18 protein-coding genes are annotated in these 15,921 nt (G+C 41.8%); 6 read left to right on the top strand and 12 right to left on the bottom strand.

Features of this window, described 5'->3' with window-relative positions; translation table 11 throughout:
- The first annotated feature begins 44 nt into the window (after positions 1-44).
- Together dsbB and JIG41_RS02510 are read left to right on the top strand one after the other, a co-directional pair.
- Positions 45-563, top strand: a complete 519-nt coding sequence (gene dsbB / locus JIG41_RS02515; RefSeq protein ID WP_199524214.1) for a disulfide bond formation protein DsbB — start codon at positions 45-47, stop codon at positions 561-563.
- Positions 563-865, top strand: coding sequence for a DUF6170 family protein (locus tag JIG41_RS02510; RefSeq protein WP_199524213.1), 303 nt, complete (start codon positions 563-565; stop codon positions 863-865). Before dsbB ends, JIG41_RS02510 begins: the two co-directional genes overlap by 1 nt.
- Before the next feature lie 25 nt (positions 866-890).
- On the opposite strand, the gene JIG41_RS02505 is transcribed toward JIG41_RS02510, so the two are convergent.
- Positions 891-1,184, bottom strand: a complete 294-nt coding sequence (locus tag JIG41_RS02505) for a helix-hairpin-helix domain-containing protein (protein WP_075593876.1) — start codon at positions 1,182-1,184, stop codon at positions 891-893.
- A gap of 250 nt (positions 1,185-1,434) precedes the next feature.
- Here JIG41_RS02505 and JIG41_RS02500 point away from each other — a divergent pair, with 250 nt between their 5' ends.
- On the top strand, positions 1,435-1,743 hold the full coding sequence (locus tag JIG41_RS02500; protein WP_074988669.1) for a YebG family protein: 309 nt from the start codon (positions 1,435-1,437) through the stop codon (positions 1,741-1,743).
- Positions 1,744-1,880: 137 nt separating this feature from the next.
- Here the strand turns inward: JIG41_RS02500 and putP are convergent, their stop codons facing one another.
- Complete coding sequence (putP, locus tag JIG41_RS02495; RefSeq protein WP_199524212.1) at positions 1,881-3,392, bottom strand: sodium/proline symporter PutP; 1,512 nt, start codon at positions 3,390-3,392, stop codon at positions 1,881-1,883.
- Between the two features lie 376 nt (positions 3,393-3,768).
- Between putP and JIG41_RS02490 the strand changes: the two genes are divergently transcribed.
- The gene (locus JIG41_RS02490; protein WP_199524211.1) at positions 3,769-4,992 is read left to right on the top strand and encodes an EAL and HDOD domain-containing protein; all 1,224 of its coding nucleotides are present in this window, start codon (positions 3,769-3,771) and stop codon (positions 4,990-4,992) included.
- A gap of 66 nt (positions 4,993-5,058) precedes the next feature.
- Here the strand turns inward: JIG41_RS02490 and JIG41_RS02485 are convergent, their stop codons facing one another.
- The 10 genes from JIG41_RS02485 to ccmA are packed head-to-tail and all read right to left on the bottom strand — an operon-like array spanning position 5,059 to position 12,774.
- Positions 5,059-5,790 (bottom strand): VacJ family lipoprotein, encoded by a 732-nt coding sequence (locus JIG41_RS02485; RefSeq protein WP_036970030.1) that lies wholly within the window; start codon positions 5,788-5,790, stop codon positions 5,059-5,061.
- Positions 5,791-5,799: 9 nt separating this feature from the next.
- Positions 5,800-7,062 (bottom strand): c-type cytochrome biogenesis protein CcmI, encoded by a 1,263-nt coding sequence (ccmI, locus tag JIG41_RS02480; protein WP_074988670.1) that lies wholly within the window; start codon positions 7,060-7,062, stop codon positions 5,800-5,802.
- Positions 7,063-7,524, bottom strand: coding sequence for a cytochrome c-type biogenesis protein (locus JIG41_RS02475; protein WP_036970035.1), 462 nt, complete (start codon positions 7,522-7,524; stop codon positions 7,063-7,065).
- Positions 7,521-8,093, bottom strand: coding sequence for a DsbE family thiol:disulfide interchange protein (locus tag JIG41_RS02470; RefSeq protein WP_065978760.1), 573 nt, complete (start codon positions 8,091-8,093; stop codon positions 7,521-7,523). Before JIG41_RS02470 ends, JIG41_RS02475 begins: the two co-directional genes overlap by 4 nt.
- Positions 8,090-10,045: a heme lyase CcmF/NrfE family subunit gene (locus JIG41_RS02465; RefSeq protein ID WP_036970041.1), complete on the bottom strand. Its 1,956-nt coding sequence runs from the start codon at positions 10,043-10,045 to the stop codon at positions 8,090-8,092. Before JIG41_RS02465 ends, JIG41_RS02470 begins: the two co-directional genes overlap by 4 nt.
- A gap of 1 nt (position 10,046) precedes the next feature.
- On the bottom strand, positions 10,047-10,526 hold the full coding sequence (gene ccmE / locus JIG41_RS02460) for a cytochrome c maturation protein CcmE (protein ID WP_036970044.1): 480 nt from the start codon (positions 10,524-10,526) through the stop codon (positions 10,047-10,049).
- On the bottom strand, positions 10,523-10,726 hold the full coding sequence (ccmD, locus tag JIG41_RS02455) for a heme exporter protein CcmD (RefSeq protein WP_036970047.1): 204 nt from the start codon (positions 10,724-10,726) through the stop codon (positions 10,523-10,525). The genes ccmE and ccmD overlap by 4 nt, the downstream gene beginning before the upstream one ends.
- Before the next feature lie 2 nt (positions 10,727-10,728).
- The gene (locus JIG41_RS02450) at positions 10,729-11,466 is read right to left on the bottom strand and encodes a heme ABC transporter permease (RefSeq protein WP_036970052.1); all 738 of its coding nucleotides are present in this window, start codon (positions 11,464-11,466) and stop codon (positions 10,729-10,731) included.
- Between the two features lies 1 nt (position 11,467).
- Positions 11,468-12,154, bottom strand: coding sequence for a heme exporter protein CcmB (ccmB, locus tag JIG41_RS02445; RefSeq protein WP_036970055.1), 687 nt, complete (start codon positions 12,152-12,154; stop codon positions 11,468-11,470).
- On the bottom strand, positions 12,154-12,774 hold the full coding sequence (gene ccmA, locus JIG41_RS02440) for a cytochrome c biogenesis heme-transporting ATPase CcmA (protein ID WP_118844096.1): 621 nt from the start codon (positions 12,772-12,774) through the stop codon (positions 12,154-12,156). Before ccmA ends, ccmB begins: the two co-directional genes overlap by 1 nt.
- Positions 12,775-12,876: 102 nt before the next feature.
- Here ccmA and JIG41_RS02435 point away from each other — a divergent pair, with 102 nt between their 5' ends.
- Positions 12,877-15,438, top strand: a complete 2,562-nt coding sequence (locus tag JIG41_RS02435) for a flagellar hook-length control protein FliK (protein WP_249406596.1) — start codon at positions 12,877-12,879, stop codon at positions 15,436-15,438.
- Between the two features lie 6 nt (positions 15,439-15,444).
- A complete protein-coding gene (locus tag JIG41_RS02430; protein ID WP_036970060.1) occupies positions 15,445-15,753 on the top strand; it encodes an EscU/YscU/HrcU family type III secretion system export apparatus switch protein in 309 nt (102 codons plus the stop codon).
- The last annotated feature ends 168 nt before the right edge of the window (positions 15,754-15,921 follow it).

Below are 15,921 nucleotides of genomic sequence, written 5' to 3'. Positions count from 1 at the left end.
GTCCCTAAGCATAATCTTGAAAACAATTAGAAATGAGATTTTTCATGAGTTGGTTAGCTGAGTTAGCAAACAAAAGAACCCCTTGGGTATTATTAGCCTTAACGGCACTCGCATTTGAAATAACAGCCCTGTTTTTTCAATATAGTATGGGTCTAGAACCCTGTATTATGTGCATATACCAACGCACAGCGATGCTTGGTCTCTTAGCCGCGGGTATCATTGGAGCAATAAACCCACACGCTGTAACCTGCCGATTAATCGCCTTTGCAACGTGGGGAATCTCTGCCATTTGGGGCTACTTTATCGCAAAAGAGCACATTGCTATGCAAAACAACACAGATCCATTTGCATTTAGCTGTGCGTTTGAGCCAAATTTCCCTAGTTTCATGCCCCTACATGAATGGATCCCGCACTTTTTCGCAGCAACAGGAGACTGTGGTAATATTGATTGGCAATTTGCGTCAATGAGTATGCCCGCATGGATGGAAGTCATCTTTGCCGCATATTCAATTGTTTTTGTCGGGGTTTTAGCAAGCCGCTTACTAGTCAAAAAGTCACTGTAATGATTTACTTTTTTAGCAGTCAAATTCCTGAATTAAAGACCTTTAAAGTAAGGCAGCGTCAGCAGATAATAGCAATTGCACTGACCCACTTAAGCCCAATGCATAAAATCGTTTTATCTGTGTGCAAACTGGCATTTTTAGCGCCCTTGTTTCTAGGCCTTGCCTACTTTGAAGGTTGGATGCTTTTACCTTGGTTATTATTAGCGGGATTAAGCTACCCATTAATCACAACGCCGGTTGAAAATATGTTCGCTCAACCTCACCTGCGAAAAGCGATACAAGAGTTTAAACAGGGCGAATAGACGCCCTGTTTAAGTTACTATTTAGTTAAAGCGAAATTTTTCCTTCTATTTTAGCGAACAATTTATCACCAATCCCCTTAACCTCTTTCAGTTGCTTAACTGATTTAAATGGGCCTTGATTCTTACGATGCTCAACAATGGCTTGAGCCTTCGATTTACCAATGCCAGGTAACTGAGAAAGTTGCTCTACAGTGGCTTTATTGATACTCACTTTTTGAATTTTTGTTTGCACTGACTCAGCTGGTTTTTCAGCGAGTGCCTGAGTCGCCGGCAGTAATGCAAGACTTGCTGCAAATAGTAAACTTGATAAAAACTTCATTGTTTCCTCCATGATGTCCTTACGTGGACTGTTAAATAGTCTCGTCACCGAACACTAATTCCATTACATTCGTCACTAATTTGGTGACAAACTAAATAAAGTCAATTTATGCCTTTTTGTCAAATTAATGTCATAAAAAATACACACACGCAGCTTGCAAATTCGGCCCCAAACGATTACTGTATATAAAAACAGTAATCAAAGTAGCGATTACACGCTGCAAATGCCACGCTTGAATGCAGGAGAAATCATGGCTGTTGTTGTTAAATATGTTGTAGAAAGAAACGGAGTCGAGCGCATGACGTTTACTACCAAAAAAGAAGCTGATGCGTACGATAAAATGCTCGACATCGCTGAGTCGTTAGAGCTCATGCTTGAGAAGGTAGATGTACCATTAAGTGAGCAACAAATTGAATCTCTAGCCCTTGAAATAGCAAAAGAAAAAGACCAATTTATGGCTGTACTAAAAGGCGCTAAAGAACTGCCTAGCAAACCGAAAAAAGCCAAATCAGCAGACACAGATAAAGTCGCTGATATAAAAGAAAAAGCAGCCAGTTAATATCCCTTACTTTAGCAGCGGATATTATTCATCAAAGTAACCGGTCACTCTTAAAGTAGAGTTAAAAAAATTAACACAAAAAAGGGCAACTTATGTTGCCCTTTTTAATTACATTCTAAAAAATGACACTTAGCGTCCTAAAGTGACGATTCAACTTCATCAAATAATTGTGTAATTTCTTGTTTTGGCTCTGATGTGTTCAAGCTAACGACCACAATGGCAATACTTGATAAGATAAAGCCCGGTACAATTTCATAAATAATGGCACTTAACTTTTCACCATCAATCGTAATCGGTGCATAAATCCAAAACAGCACTGTCGCAGCGCCCACAACCATTCCCGCTATTGCCCCTTGTAGGTTCATTCGTCTCCAATAAAGGCTAAGCAACACTAACGGTCCAAATGCAGCACCAAACCCTGCCCATGCATTGCTCACTAAATCTAATATAGAGTTATCACGGTCATAAGCTAAGTAGATAGCAAAAACGGCAACCAACATCACACTAACACGACCAATTAATACCAACTCTTTTTGAGACGCGTCGCGATTCAGGTAAATTTTATAAAAATCCTCAGTCAAAGAGCTCGAACACACTAATAACTGCGAAGAAATAGTACTCATAATCGCTGCTAAAATTGCAGCTAGGAGAAAACCTGCGATCAGTGGGTGGAAAATGAGTTCAGATAAAACTAAGAAAATTGTTTCTTTATCGTCAATTGGCATTTGGTTTTCAAGCATATAAGCCGCACCGAATAAACCAGTAAATACAGCACCAATTGCAGACAATGTCATCCAAGACATACCAATACGACGCATGGTAGGCATATCTTTAACAGAGCGCACTGACATAAAGCGGACAATAATATGTGGCTGACCAAAATAACCTAAGCCCCAAGCCATTGCCGAAATAATCGCAATTGTCGAGCCACCTGCAAACCAATCCATCATGTTAAGTGCATGAATTTCTGTTTCTTTGGGTGAGCTTAATAAGAGGTCATAGCGAGCATTAGCCAAGGTATCCATGAAAGGCTGATCAAGCATTGTAAAAGTCGCAATAGGCACAGCTAATAACGAAATAAACATAATACAGCCTTGCACAAAATCCGTTAAACTTACTGCAAGAAATCCACCAAACAAGGTATACACAACCACAACACCCGTGGTGATATAGAGCCCCATTTCGTAGCTCATATTAAATGAGTTTTCGAATAATTTACCACCGGCAACAACACCTGATGAGGTATAAAGAGTAAAGAAAACAATGATCACAATGGCAGAAATAACGCGAAGAATATTCTTATTATCATCGAATCGATTAGCGAAGTAGTCTGGGATAGTAATCGAGTCATTCGCCTTTTCGGTATACACACGTAATCGCGGCGCTACGAGGAAATAGTTTGCCCAAGCACCTAATACGAGCCCTATTGCAATCCAAACTTTACTTAAACCAAATAAATACATTGCACCTGGCAGACCCATTAACAGCCAACCACTCATGTCAGACGCACCTGCCGATAACGCAGCTACACTGGGTGATAAATTACGCCCACCTAGCATATAACCCGATACATCGTCAGTTGATTTCTTATAGGCATAAAGCCCTATTCCCAACATAACAATGAAGTACAATGCTAACGAAATTATCATTCCTGTTTCCAAATCAGCCTCCAAAAATTAATCAATGTAGGCTTCTAATCCAAATAATGACTCGCAAGTTACTTAGTTTTAAGACATTATTGGGATAAAAGCCGGTATCACACACGACTATATCATGCTTGTGCCCCACAACTCCAATTAAGCCGATGAGCTGTATAATTTACAATAACAACGGTTTGCTAACAATTTTTCTGATATTTAATTCAAGTTATAGAATTTAAGCACAATTTATCTTAGTCTTAAGGTCTTGAACAAGAGAATAAAATTACGTTTCCCGCATAAAATTTATTTAACTAATGCTATTTTAAGCTCAATGCAATATATTGCGGGAAGGAAATGAATTAACAGATGTGGACTTGCTTCAATTATGTATTTTTACGCTGCGCGCCAACCGATTTTAGATAAGGAAAAGAAACTCATAGGCTACGAGCTCCTCTTTCGGGATGGTGTAGATAATGTGTTTCCAGACATCGATGGCGATGAAGCAACTTCACGGCTTATTGAAGGGAGCCAGTTTAATTTCGGCTTAGAAGATTTAACCGACAATAAACCCGCTTTTATTAACTTTACTTTAGACACCTTACAAAAAGGCTATCCGCTGTTATTAGGTAAAGACCACGTTGTTGTCGAAATCCTTGAAACAATTCAACCGGGAAAACGCCTGCTTGCTTTAGTCAAAGATTTAAAAGAAAAAGGCTATACACTTGCCCTTGATGACTATATTCATCAACCTGTTTGGCGTCATTTTTATCCGTTTATCGATATTATTAAAATCGACTTTTTAAGCTCCGAGGCCGAGTCAATTAAAGAGGTAATTGAGGCAATAAAGCCTTTCCCTCATATAAAATTACTTGCTGAGAAAGTAGAAACCCACGAAAAATATCAACTTGCTCTCGACCTAGGGTTTAGTTATTTCCAAGGTTTCTTTTTTTCAAAACCTGAAATGGTACAAAGTAAAACGCTGCCTCCGTCAGAGATGGCACTTGCTGAGCTTTTATACGAAACATCGAGTGTTGATCTAAACCTTAAGAAAATCACTGAAGTCTTTGAGCGTGATGTTAATTTATCTTATAAATTATTACGTTACTCAAATTCAGCCGCGTTTAAACGCCGTGCAGAAATAAGCACTATTAAACAAGCACTTATTGTATTGGGAAGTGAAGCAATTAAACGCTTCTTATCGCTACTTTTTGCTGCACAAGTGGCTGCTGATAAGCCTGCAGAGCTTATTCGATTATCACTCACTCGTGCTCGATTTGCAGAGTTATTGGCAATCAGTCACGGAAAATTCCGTGATACAGGAATGGCATTTTTAACCGGTATGATGTCCTTAATGGACGCTATTTTAGATGAAGAGATGTCTAGCGTAATGAATAAGTTGCCGTTGGCAAACGACATTAAAGTTGCGCTTCTTAAAGACGAAGGCCTTTTAGCCAGTTATTTACGCTTGGTAAAACAATATGAGCAAGCTAATTGGCAAAACGCCAATGAAATACAGCAAGCACTTGGTCTGAAGCCTGAAGAAGTTCCCGATGCATACCATGACGCTGTTAACTGGGCGAATGAACAAATGGCTGTGTTTGGCGACTAATACCACCCCGCTTCATCTCCATAAAAAATGCCAGCATTCATGCTGGCATTTTTTATAGGATACTTTTTAAAGATTTTCTAAGAAGTCTTCATCAAAGTCATCAGGCTCTTTTTCGATGGGGGGATTGCCATCGTGAAGCTCATAGAGCTGGCGCTGAAAATAGACATCTTTTACGAAGATATACGGATCGAGCGACTCATTTAATAAACTTTCTTGGTTTATCAATGAGGCACGGGCCTCCACTGCTTTTAAAACAAAAACCAATACGGTTTGCGGCGTAGTCAGGGCTATTTCTGGTAATACGACGTTATCGACAACATCACCAGTTAAATTACGGGCTGTACTTGGTCCCATGCCTGGGATCATTAAGTAGGCACCATCACCAACTCCCCAAACACCCAGTGTTTGGCCAAAATCTTCATCCACTATCTCTAACCCCAGTGATGAAGCAACATCGAAGAGACCCAACAAACCGACCGTTGAATTGACTAAAAAGCGTGCCAGACTAATTCCCATATTACCAGGCTTGCCTTGAAGACCCGCATTTACCATGTCTGTTGGTGCAGTGATATTATCGGTAAAATTCACAATACTGCGTCTAACCGGCATAGGCGTAACGGCCACATAACCAACCGCTGCAGGGCGAAGAATGTACGCGTCGAGTACGTCCATATTAAAATCGTACATTGGACGGTTAAATGACTGTAACGGGTCACGCTCATCAACTTTTTCTTCAGGAATTTGTGCGCATCCTGCTAGCACTACAAAAAAGATAAAAAATATACTGTGCCTAAACATCGGCTATCCTTACGGTATTAACTCATTAATTAGCAACGCGTATTCTTTAACGTTTTTACGCTCTAAGACATCCGAATTACCTTCCAACTCGCCGCTAGAAGTTACCACAGTCTCATCTTTTGATAAACGCGCGGTTAAAATAATTTTATCGACACTCGATAAATTTAAACCATCAACCATGGCATTACTATCACTGAGGGTCACCTCAAGTGGAAAGCTATACTCGGTCATTTTCACAACAGCTAATGGCATTTGTGGACCACTGGCTGCTTTTGCGAAAATAAACAAAGTGCCATTTTCAGGTTGTTTATTGCTAAGTGATTCATCTAAATTGACCGTGATTTTAATCTCGCTGTTGCTATCATTGACTGCACCAGCGCTTGCGACTTGTTGCTCATTATTTAAATGTGCATCAATTTCAGCAATACGCTGTGCAATCATTGGATAACGGGGATCATTTTGCTCCATACTAGCAAGTAACACTTCGAATGCAGTTTTAGCTTGCAACCAATCCTTACGCTCATACGCAATAAGTGCTAACAATGAAATAGCATCGATATTGGTGGGCTCAGCCTTGAGCACGCGAGATAACATTGTTGCAGCACGTGACATGTTTGCGTCACTGCCTTCCATTAAAAGTACCTGAGAGTAACTGATCAGCACTTGTTTGTTATCAGGATTCATTTTCAACACTTTATCAAATGACTGCATCGCCATGTCGAACTCATTCAACGACATAGCAACACGTCCAAGCAGCATCCAAGCCACTTCATCGTCACCGCTTTGATCAAGCTTAGTACGCAGTGCTAACGCAAACGCTTGTAGCTCATTTGCTGTCAAAGGCTCACCACTTTGCATTACTGCACGCTCACCATATGACTTTAAGTTTGCCATGGCATCGTGCCAGCCTTTAATCTGTTGCTGACTGCCGGTGTAGCTGTAGAAAATAACCGTTAATGTAATTAAAAACACGGTTCCGGTTAGTGCAAAAATACGATTATTACCTTTACTATTCAGTGCTTTTTCTGGCGAAAGCTCGTTTAATAAACGACGCTTTAACTCAATAACCGATTCACTGTGCATATTTTTATCAATACGCTGGTTGTCTAAATCAGCTTTCAATTCTTCTAAACGTTGGTAATAAATTCGGATCAATTCCGAGTTTGCATTGTGATCAAGGCGTTGAATACGTTCGCGTTTAAAAAACGGCACCACAACAAACAGCAATGCAATCAGTGTGAGTAAAACAAAAGAAGCCCACATTAATGCCATTTAGTTTTGCTCCTGACGTTGATTTTGTTCAATTAACTTAGCGAGTAACGCTTCGTCTTCTGTTGTCCAAGTTTGTTTAACCGACGCTTTACGTTGACGCAAAACAATAAAGCCAAAACCCAGCACCACAATCAATACAGGTAACACCCACAACACTAAAGTTGCTGGTGTAACAGGTGGATCGTAGTGAACAAAATAGCCATAGCGATCAATCATGTAATCAATCACTTCCTCTTTGGTTTTGCCATCTTTAACGAGCGCCAACACTTTATCACGGAGATCCTTTGCCACAACGGCATCTGAATCGGCAATATTTTGATTTTGGCACTTAGGACAACGCAGCTCTTTCGTTAACTCACTAAAACGCGCTGCTTGTTCGTTATTATCAAATTGATATTTATCTTGCTCTGCAAAAGCACTCACCGTGATCAGCAAGCTTACTAAAAAAATCACCCACCTCATTGCTGTAGCTCCTGCATTAACGGTGCAAACTTAGCTCGCCATACACGCGGGTTAATATCGCCAGTATGGTGAAGTAAAATAGTACCTTGTTTATCAACTAAAAAGGTTTCGGGGGCACCCGATACACCTAAGTCGAGAGCCAAGGTGCGTTTTAAGTCTAAAATATTAAACTGGTATGGGTCGCCAGCACGATTGAGCATACTCGTGACATCGTCACGTAACGCATTAATATCAAATTGACCGTCAAAGTCAGGGTCATAACCTTGCTCATAGTACAAGCCGATAATTTTAACGCCTTGTTCTCTGAGCTCAGTTAAGTAGCCTAATTCAGCCAAACAGGTTGGGCACCATGTGCCCCATACGTTAAGAAGATACACTTCACCTTTTAAATCAGTGTCTGTCCAACGTTTAGACTCATCCATTAAATCAGGCAAATTAAAAGTAGGCATCGCTTGACCAATACGCCCTGTTTGCAATTCACGTGGATTAGCAAATAAGCCTTGGTACAAAAATACGCACAGTAAAACAAAAACCAGCAAAGGCGCTAATGCTAACAACTTTCGGTTCATGCTGCGGCCTCCCCATTCAATGATTTTTGACGGTAACGCTTATCGCCTAAGACTAAGAAACCCGCGAGTGAAATTAAAATACCACCAAGCCACATCCAACGAACAAACGGTTTGTGGTAAATACGCAACGACCACGCGCCTTGGCTAAGTTGCTCACCAAGCGCTAAATACAAGTCACGAGTAAACCCTGCATCAACCGCAGCTTCTGTCATAAATTGCATGCCAATGTCGTAACGACGCTTTTCTGCATGTAAGACGGTTACTTGCTTGTCGTTTTTAAACACGGTCACCACACCTGCATGACCACTGTAATTCGCACCACGGATTGCTTTAACACCGTCAAAACGATACTGGTATTCATTAAGCGCGACTTTATCACCCGGCTTCATCGATACATCGCGCTCAACTGAGTACGCAGAGGTTAAGGTAACGCCTGCAATTACAAATGCTAAACCAACATGACCCAATACCATCGCCCAATAACTCAAACCTAGACGTTTAAAGCCCTCAGACAAGGTCGTGTGAATAGTCACTTTTGACACTAAATCGACAAACGTTGTGACAAAAATCCATATCGCCAGCGTTGTGGCTATAAACGTGATTGGCGCCACTACATCATAGCTTGAGTACAGCCATGCAGCAGTTGCAACAACACTGACTACTGCTGATAACGCAAGCTTATTTTGTAGCATTGACCACTTATTTTGTTTCCATCGTAGTAGCGGCCCAATTCCCATTAAAATAGCGAATGGAACAAGTAAAATAGCAAACATCTTGTTAAAGAATGGTTCACCAATAGAGATACTGCCTAAACCAAGCTCTTTATGGATCATAGGTAACAACGTACCTAACAGAACGATTAAAGTCGCTACAACGAGAAAGATATTATTAAGCCACAGTGCCACTTCGCGTGATGCAAACTTATATCGCCCTTCACTTTTCACTTGAGAAACGCGCAGTGCATACAGGCTCAACCCGCCACCAACAACAATCGCTAAAAAGGCCAATATGAACATACCGCGATTAGGGTCTGAGGCAAACGCATGCACCGAAACAATAATGCCTGAACGCACAATAAAGGTGCCTAATAGGCTCAATGAAAACGCAGCTATTGCCAGTAGTACTGTCCACGACTTAAATACACCACGCTTTTCTGTGGTCGATAATGAATGCAATAACGCGGTGGCAACAAGCCACGGCATTAACGAGGCATTTTCCACTGGATCCCAGAACCACCAGCCACCCCAGCCTAGTTCTGAGTATGCCCACCAACTGCCGATAGTAATACCAAACGTTAAAAAGCCCCACGCTGTCATAGTCCAAGGTCGAGACCATTTTGCCCACGTATTATCAAGCTTGCCGGTAAGGAGTGCAGCAATCGCAAACGCGAATGACACTGATAAACCCACATAGCCCATGTAAAGTAATGGCGGGTGGATAATCATGCCAGGGTCTTGAAGAAGTGGATTCAAATCTCGCCCTTCAACAGGGAAATAAGGCAGTAATCGTTCAAATGGACTCGACATTAACAAGGTGTAAAGCATAAAGCCCACGCCTAAAAAGCCTAAAACACCCAGTACACGCGCACGTAATACCCAAGGCAATGATTTAGAACGCATTGCAACAACCGCAGTCCACCCTGCTTGCATCACTAACCACAACAAAATAGCGCCTTCATGGCCCCCCCACGTCGAGGTAATTTTGTAATACCAAGGTAAGGTGCTACTTGAGTGGTAGGCTACGTAAGAAACGGTAAAATCATCAGTTAAACTGGCATAAATAAGCGCAGCAAAAGAGAGCAGTACAAACACAAACTGGCCCACTGCCAGTGAGGGCGCCGCACGCATCAGGCGTAAATTACCAGTATGAGCCCCCCACAATGGAAAAATACACAATAAGACACTGAGCACCATGGCCAGTGTGAGTGAAAAATAACCGAGTTCTGGGATCATATTAATTACCGCTTTCTAAGTTATAGGTCGGTTTTTCGTGCTTGATACCTTTCACTGCTTCAGCAACTTCCGCAGGCATGTATTCTTCATCATGCTTAGCGAGTACTTCAAACGCATCAATTTCGTTGGCATTCACAAGCACCCCTTGGGCTACAATCCCTTGGCCTTCACGAAATAAGTCTGGCAAGATGCCTTGGTAATTAATTGTCACCATTGGGCCTGTATCAATCAGTTTAAAACTGACTTTAAGGCTTGATTCATCACGCACAACAGAGCCTGGCACAACCATACCGCCAATACGCAATTTTTGACCTATGTGCGGCTTTTCTTTGTTAGGGCCTTTACCATCAACAAGCTCACTCGGCGTATAAAATAAATTAATGTTTTCTTGTAGTGCATATAGCACCAAACCAATCGTTGCGCCCACACCGAAAATGATGGCGACAACAGCTAATAAGCGTTTTTTACGTCTTGGATTCATTGCCCTGCCTCTTGCTTCGCTTTTTTAATGCGCTCTTCTCGTTGTGCTTGTTGCTTAACTGAAGAGAAAATACGTTTCGTATCGTTTAACGAACTCACTAAAATACCAAGTAAAATTAATGCACAGCTGCCAAATGACAACCACACATAAAAGCCATAGCCTCCCATGGCAATAAAATCTGCAAAAGAATCAAACTGCATGATTAACCTCGCTCAAGCATTTGACGCACCCACGGACGGTGCTTTTCACGCTGTAATATTTCATTTTTAAGACGGATCAACGTCACAGTCCCGACAAAGGCAGCAAACGCAACAATATTCACCATTAATGGCCAAAACATGCTTGGGTCAATCGCTTTTGTATCAAACTTTGTGATTGTGGCACCTTGATGAAGGGTGTTCCACCACTCAACTGAGAAGTGAATGATAGGGAGGTTTATTACCCCAACAATGGCCAAAATACACGCGGCTCGCCCTGCGGCTTTCTTATCTTCAAAAGCATGGTATAGCGACAACACACCTAAGTATAAAAATAACAGAATAAGCTCTGACGTTAAGCGTGCATCCCACACCCACCAAGCGCCCCACATAGGTTTACCCCAGGCTGCTCCGGTGATTAATGCGATTGCTGTTACACACGCTCCAACAGGCGCAATTGCAATCACTGCAAGTTCAGCATTACGTAGTTGCCATACTAATGCGATCACTGCGGCAATCGCCATAGAGGAATAAGCACCCATCGATAAGATTGCAGATGGGACATGGATAAAAATAATTCGGTAGCTGTCTTTTTGTTGGTAATCTGCAGGTGCATAAGCCAGCCCCCAGACCCATCCAACAATCATACACACCACCGTCACGACGGCGAAATAAGGCAGTAAGGTGTTACACAATTGGTAAGCACGATCTGCTTTTGCGTAGGGATGTAACCACTTCCACATATTAACTTACACTCACTTTCAATGCTGACGATATGGCAATTGGCGCAGCTAAAATCGCAACGATTAGCATGGCGCCAAGGATTGCAAGCTGTCCACTATACGCAAGCTCCATTGAACTGGTGTCGATAGCAGATGTTGCAAAAATTAATACTGGGATATACAAAGGCAACACAAGTAAGCTCATTAAAATGCCGCCTTTTTGTAAACCCACCGTGAGTCCAGCACCGATTGCGCCTATAAAGCTTAGCAAAGGTGTACCCAATAACAGGGTTAGCACTGTAGCAAGAAGTGCTGAACTTTCTAAATTTAATAACAAAGCGAAAACTGGCGTCATTAATACCAAAGGCAGCCCCGTAATCACCCAATGAGCAGCCACTTTAGCCAATACTGTCAAAGGTAACGGGTATGACGAAGCTATAAGCTGCTCTAATGTGCCATCGTGGTAATCATCACGAAAAAGTTTGTCTAAACCAAGCATGGTTGAAAGTAATGCGGCGACCCAAATAATACCCGGTGCCATTCGTGCTAATAAACCCGGTTCAGGTCCAATCGCCAGTGGGAAAAGAGTGATAACAATCAGAAAAAATAGAATAGGATTAACGATTTCAGCACGCTGACGAAACGCTAATTTAAGATCTTTTGAAAAAACCGCAGAGAACAGTTGCCAATAAGAGTGCTGCTTTACCATCAGTGGCGATACTCCAAAGTCACCGTTTTAAGATCACTAAACTGTGTTGTTAAATCTTGGTGCGTAGTGAGAAGAATAGCCCCACCAGCATTTAAGTGTTCAACGAATCGTGCTTGTAAAAATGCCACACCGCTTTTATCAAGTGCTGTAAATGGCTCATCTAAAATCCATAACTTTGCACTGTTTAGCCATAGTCGCACTAAAGCCACACGACGTTGCTGTCCTGCGGAGAGCATGCGTACTGGCACATCTTCAAGCCCCACTAAACCAATTTTGGCTAAGATAGGATAGAGATCTTGCTGTGTATCGTAACCATTAATCTTTAGCCAAAACGCCACATTCTCAAGCGCCGTCAGTTGGCTATTCACACCTGTTTTATGACCGATAAATAAAAGCGATTGCGCATACTCATCGTAGTATTTTGCAATCGAACGGTCTTGCCATAAAACATCGCCCTCATCTGGCATAGCGAAACCAGCAATAATACGCAATAATGATGTTTTACCAGCCCCATTCGGACCAGCTAACTGCATAATTTGCCCCGATTTCAAGCTGAAATTAAGATCCGCAAACAAACAACGATCTTGCTTGATGCAGGTGACGGCCTTAATGTGTAACAAGATGATGATTCTCTATACCCAAAATTAGGCGTTAGTCTACCATAATGATAGGGTAATACGAATATTGCTTTATAACGATTAACTTATATTTGATCTAAAATAATGAATAAACAAAGCCAGTTGACTCTCACCACTCACCTAAACCTTGATCCAAAAGGCATACATTCGGCTGATCAACAACACCCCAACGACGCGTTAAAAGCACTCACAGATCAGCACTTAACAGCACGCAATATTGTTGTAACTAAACATACTGTGCAAATGGATGTATTAATTAATAACAGCTGGCAAACCTTACGCTTATCGACAGAACAAGCGAACCCACAACTTGAGAAATTTTTAGCCGCAACCATTCAATTAAGCAGCGATGGTAAACAACTGACAATATCACCCTTACCCGTAACAATGACGCTGAGTAAAGCGCCTCAGTTACACGCTTTACTTAATCTGTTAGCACAGGGTGACTCACGTACAACCGCCCCCTTACCTGCAAACCTTGCTGCAACAAAGCCGGCTTTGCAATTACCCGTACTCAACACTGAATTTGTACTCAATAACACCCTTGCAGCACTCTTAAAAACAGAAACTCCACTCAAGGCTGTGATAGTGCCTGCCAGCAATAAACACAACGAGTTTTCGCTGACAATCATTAACCGTTTTGGTGATTCACTTCACCAACAAAGTATTAGCCAGCAAAAGGTCGCAGAACTTTTGGCAAAACTCACACCTGAGCTAAACCTAAAGCTATCTGGGCAACAAGTGCAGTTGAACATACCTGAAAAGCCAACGTCCTCCTTAACGGTGCCATTAAATACACTGCCCTCTAAGCAAGTAAAAAATATTCAAGCTCAATGGCAGTTAAGCCCGCTTAGTTTAATAATGACACCTAAGGCAATTAAAGACACTATCACGCTTATTAATCAAGCGCCTGCACAGCAAATAACACTTAAAAATTCTCTCGCAGAGACCTTTATTCAAGCACTGCAAAGCCAGCGCAATGCTTCCCCTAAACAGCATGTTGAATTAACGCCACTAAGCACCACAGACTCACCGATTCGCTCATGGTTAAAAGGCAGTTTTGCCGACCTAAAAACGCGCATAACCGATGCTGTTCGTTATTTCGAAAAACTACCCGCTGCAAATAAAGCCACAAATAATTCACTTGATGCTGCATTGAATACTAAAACCGACTCAATCAGTCAGCTTGGCTTTAATGCTAAACGACTCGATATTGTCAAACTCGCGGCTTTTGAAAATAACAGGCCAACCGAAACACGATTCCATCAGCCAACATCAGCAACCGCTGTGGCTGATGCACCAAAGACTCATGCCCCCTTAGCCAACACTTCAGGGACAACAGCTACAATACGAGCGCAGGTCGAAAACCCGATGCTGCCTGTTAGCTTTACTAAATCGGCGCCACTTGTTCAGCTATTTAAATTGATTAAAGCAAGTGTTTTTCCACGCATCAATAGTCAACAAGCAATTGAATTACAAAAACTAATCCCCGCTGAGGCTAATAAAACTCAGGGGACAGAGTCGCCATTAATAAAGCCTCACGCTAAACCTGTTGCAGCAAACCAAATGACACTGACCCAGCCGCCAAGTAATGTAGCAAGTCTCAAAACGCAACCAGCGCTGACACACCCCAAGTTAGACAAACTGCTGACAGATGCGAGTAATACATTAAAAATGCAGCCACCTTATTTAGCGTTGAAAGAGCCTAACTTAGCGCAACCATTACAACCCATTAGGCCTTTAGAGGCGGCGTTAATTGCAAAGTTACTGCCTTTACCTAACACCAAAAGTAGCGCAGTCAGTGATCTTCCTGTACAGCTAAGTCAAAAAATCAATGAACTAAGTGAGCAAAACAAATCCCCCTCAGTCGATTTAAATAGATTGGTGAATCAAGCATTTAATAGAATGATATCAAATCAAAATGTACACCCTTCAACCATTGAGCGTGAGTTACTGAGCATTATAAGGCCCTCAAGTTTGACACCTCAAAGCCAACAAGCCAGTTTTACTCAAGGGCTTGAACAATTAGCTATAACCACACTCGCGGCCCCCATCGTAAGCCAAGCCCCTACAAACCTTAGTTTTAATAATCAAACAGGGCTTGATGCACTTTTACAAGTGTTAGTACCTAACTTTAAAGCCGTGAACAGTAATAAGTTACTCGAACAGCTTCAACAACCTAGCTTGCAAGCCATGGCCGCAGAACTAAGCCAAGTAAAAACAGCGCTCACTCAAGTGCAAGCAACACCGATTAACCAGCAACAAGATGCCAGCGCCCTCGCGCAATTTTTCTTACCCATGAAACTCCCCCCAGAAACAGGGCAAACAGAGATAAGTCTTGGGCAATACAAAAAATCCAGTAAAAATAAACTCGAGAGCAAGAATGTGTGGTTTGTTAGGTTAAACTTTGACTTTGCAACGCTTGGTAAACTGCAAGTAACGGCTGAGGTTATGGATACCGCGGTCGATTGCCAATTGCTTGCATCGTCGCAAGAGGTAACCGCTCTAGCGCACCCGCATTTAGATACACTGCGCCATAAGCTCGCTAGTCATGGTTTAAATGTAGGAGAGTTAAGTTTAAAACAAGGTGCAACGACTCATCAGGCATTTTATAAATCGCATGCCATCATCAACATTAAGGTTTAATATTCAATGAGCGAACAATACACACATAAGTCAGCCATTGGTCTTCTCTACGAAGCTGGAAACTCGCCAAAAGTAACCTGTAAAGGATTTGGTGAGCTGGCAGAAGAAATTGTGAAGCTTGGCGAACAAAAAGGCATTTTAGTTCATCAAGATGCTGATTTAGCAAAAACACTGTCACATCTTGAGTTAGGTGAAGAGATACCGAAGGAGCTTTATTATGTGATTGCTGAGCTTATTGCCTTTTCGTATGTTTTACGCGGTAAATTCCCCCCTGGTTGGCAAGATTTTCAAGGCAAGTTAAATATTCAGGCTTAAAAAGGAACGTCCTTTCACATCATTAAGTAATACCATTCCGCTTAATTAAGTGGTCTATTTTGAGGCAATAAAACCGCGTTGATAACAAGGCAAAAATTTAGTTATTTAGTTGTTCTAAATCAGAAATTTTTAACGCAGGTAGCGACTGGTTTGATCACTCAAAATGAT

It is taken from the genome of Pseudoalteromonas sp. bablab_jr011, from assembly GCF_016464045.1.
Taxonomy (GTDB): domain Bacteria; phylum Pseudomonadota; class Gammaproteobacteria; order Enterobacterales; family Alteromonadaceae; genus Pseudoalteromonas; species Pseudoalteromonas lipolytica.
This window is presented reverse-complemented; position numbering and strand designations above follow the sequence as displayed.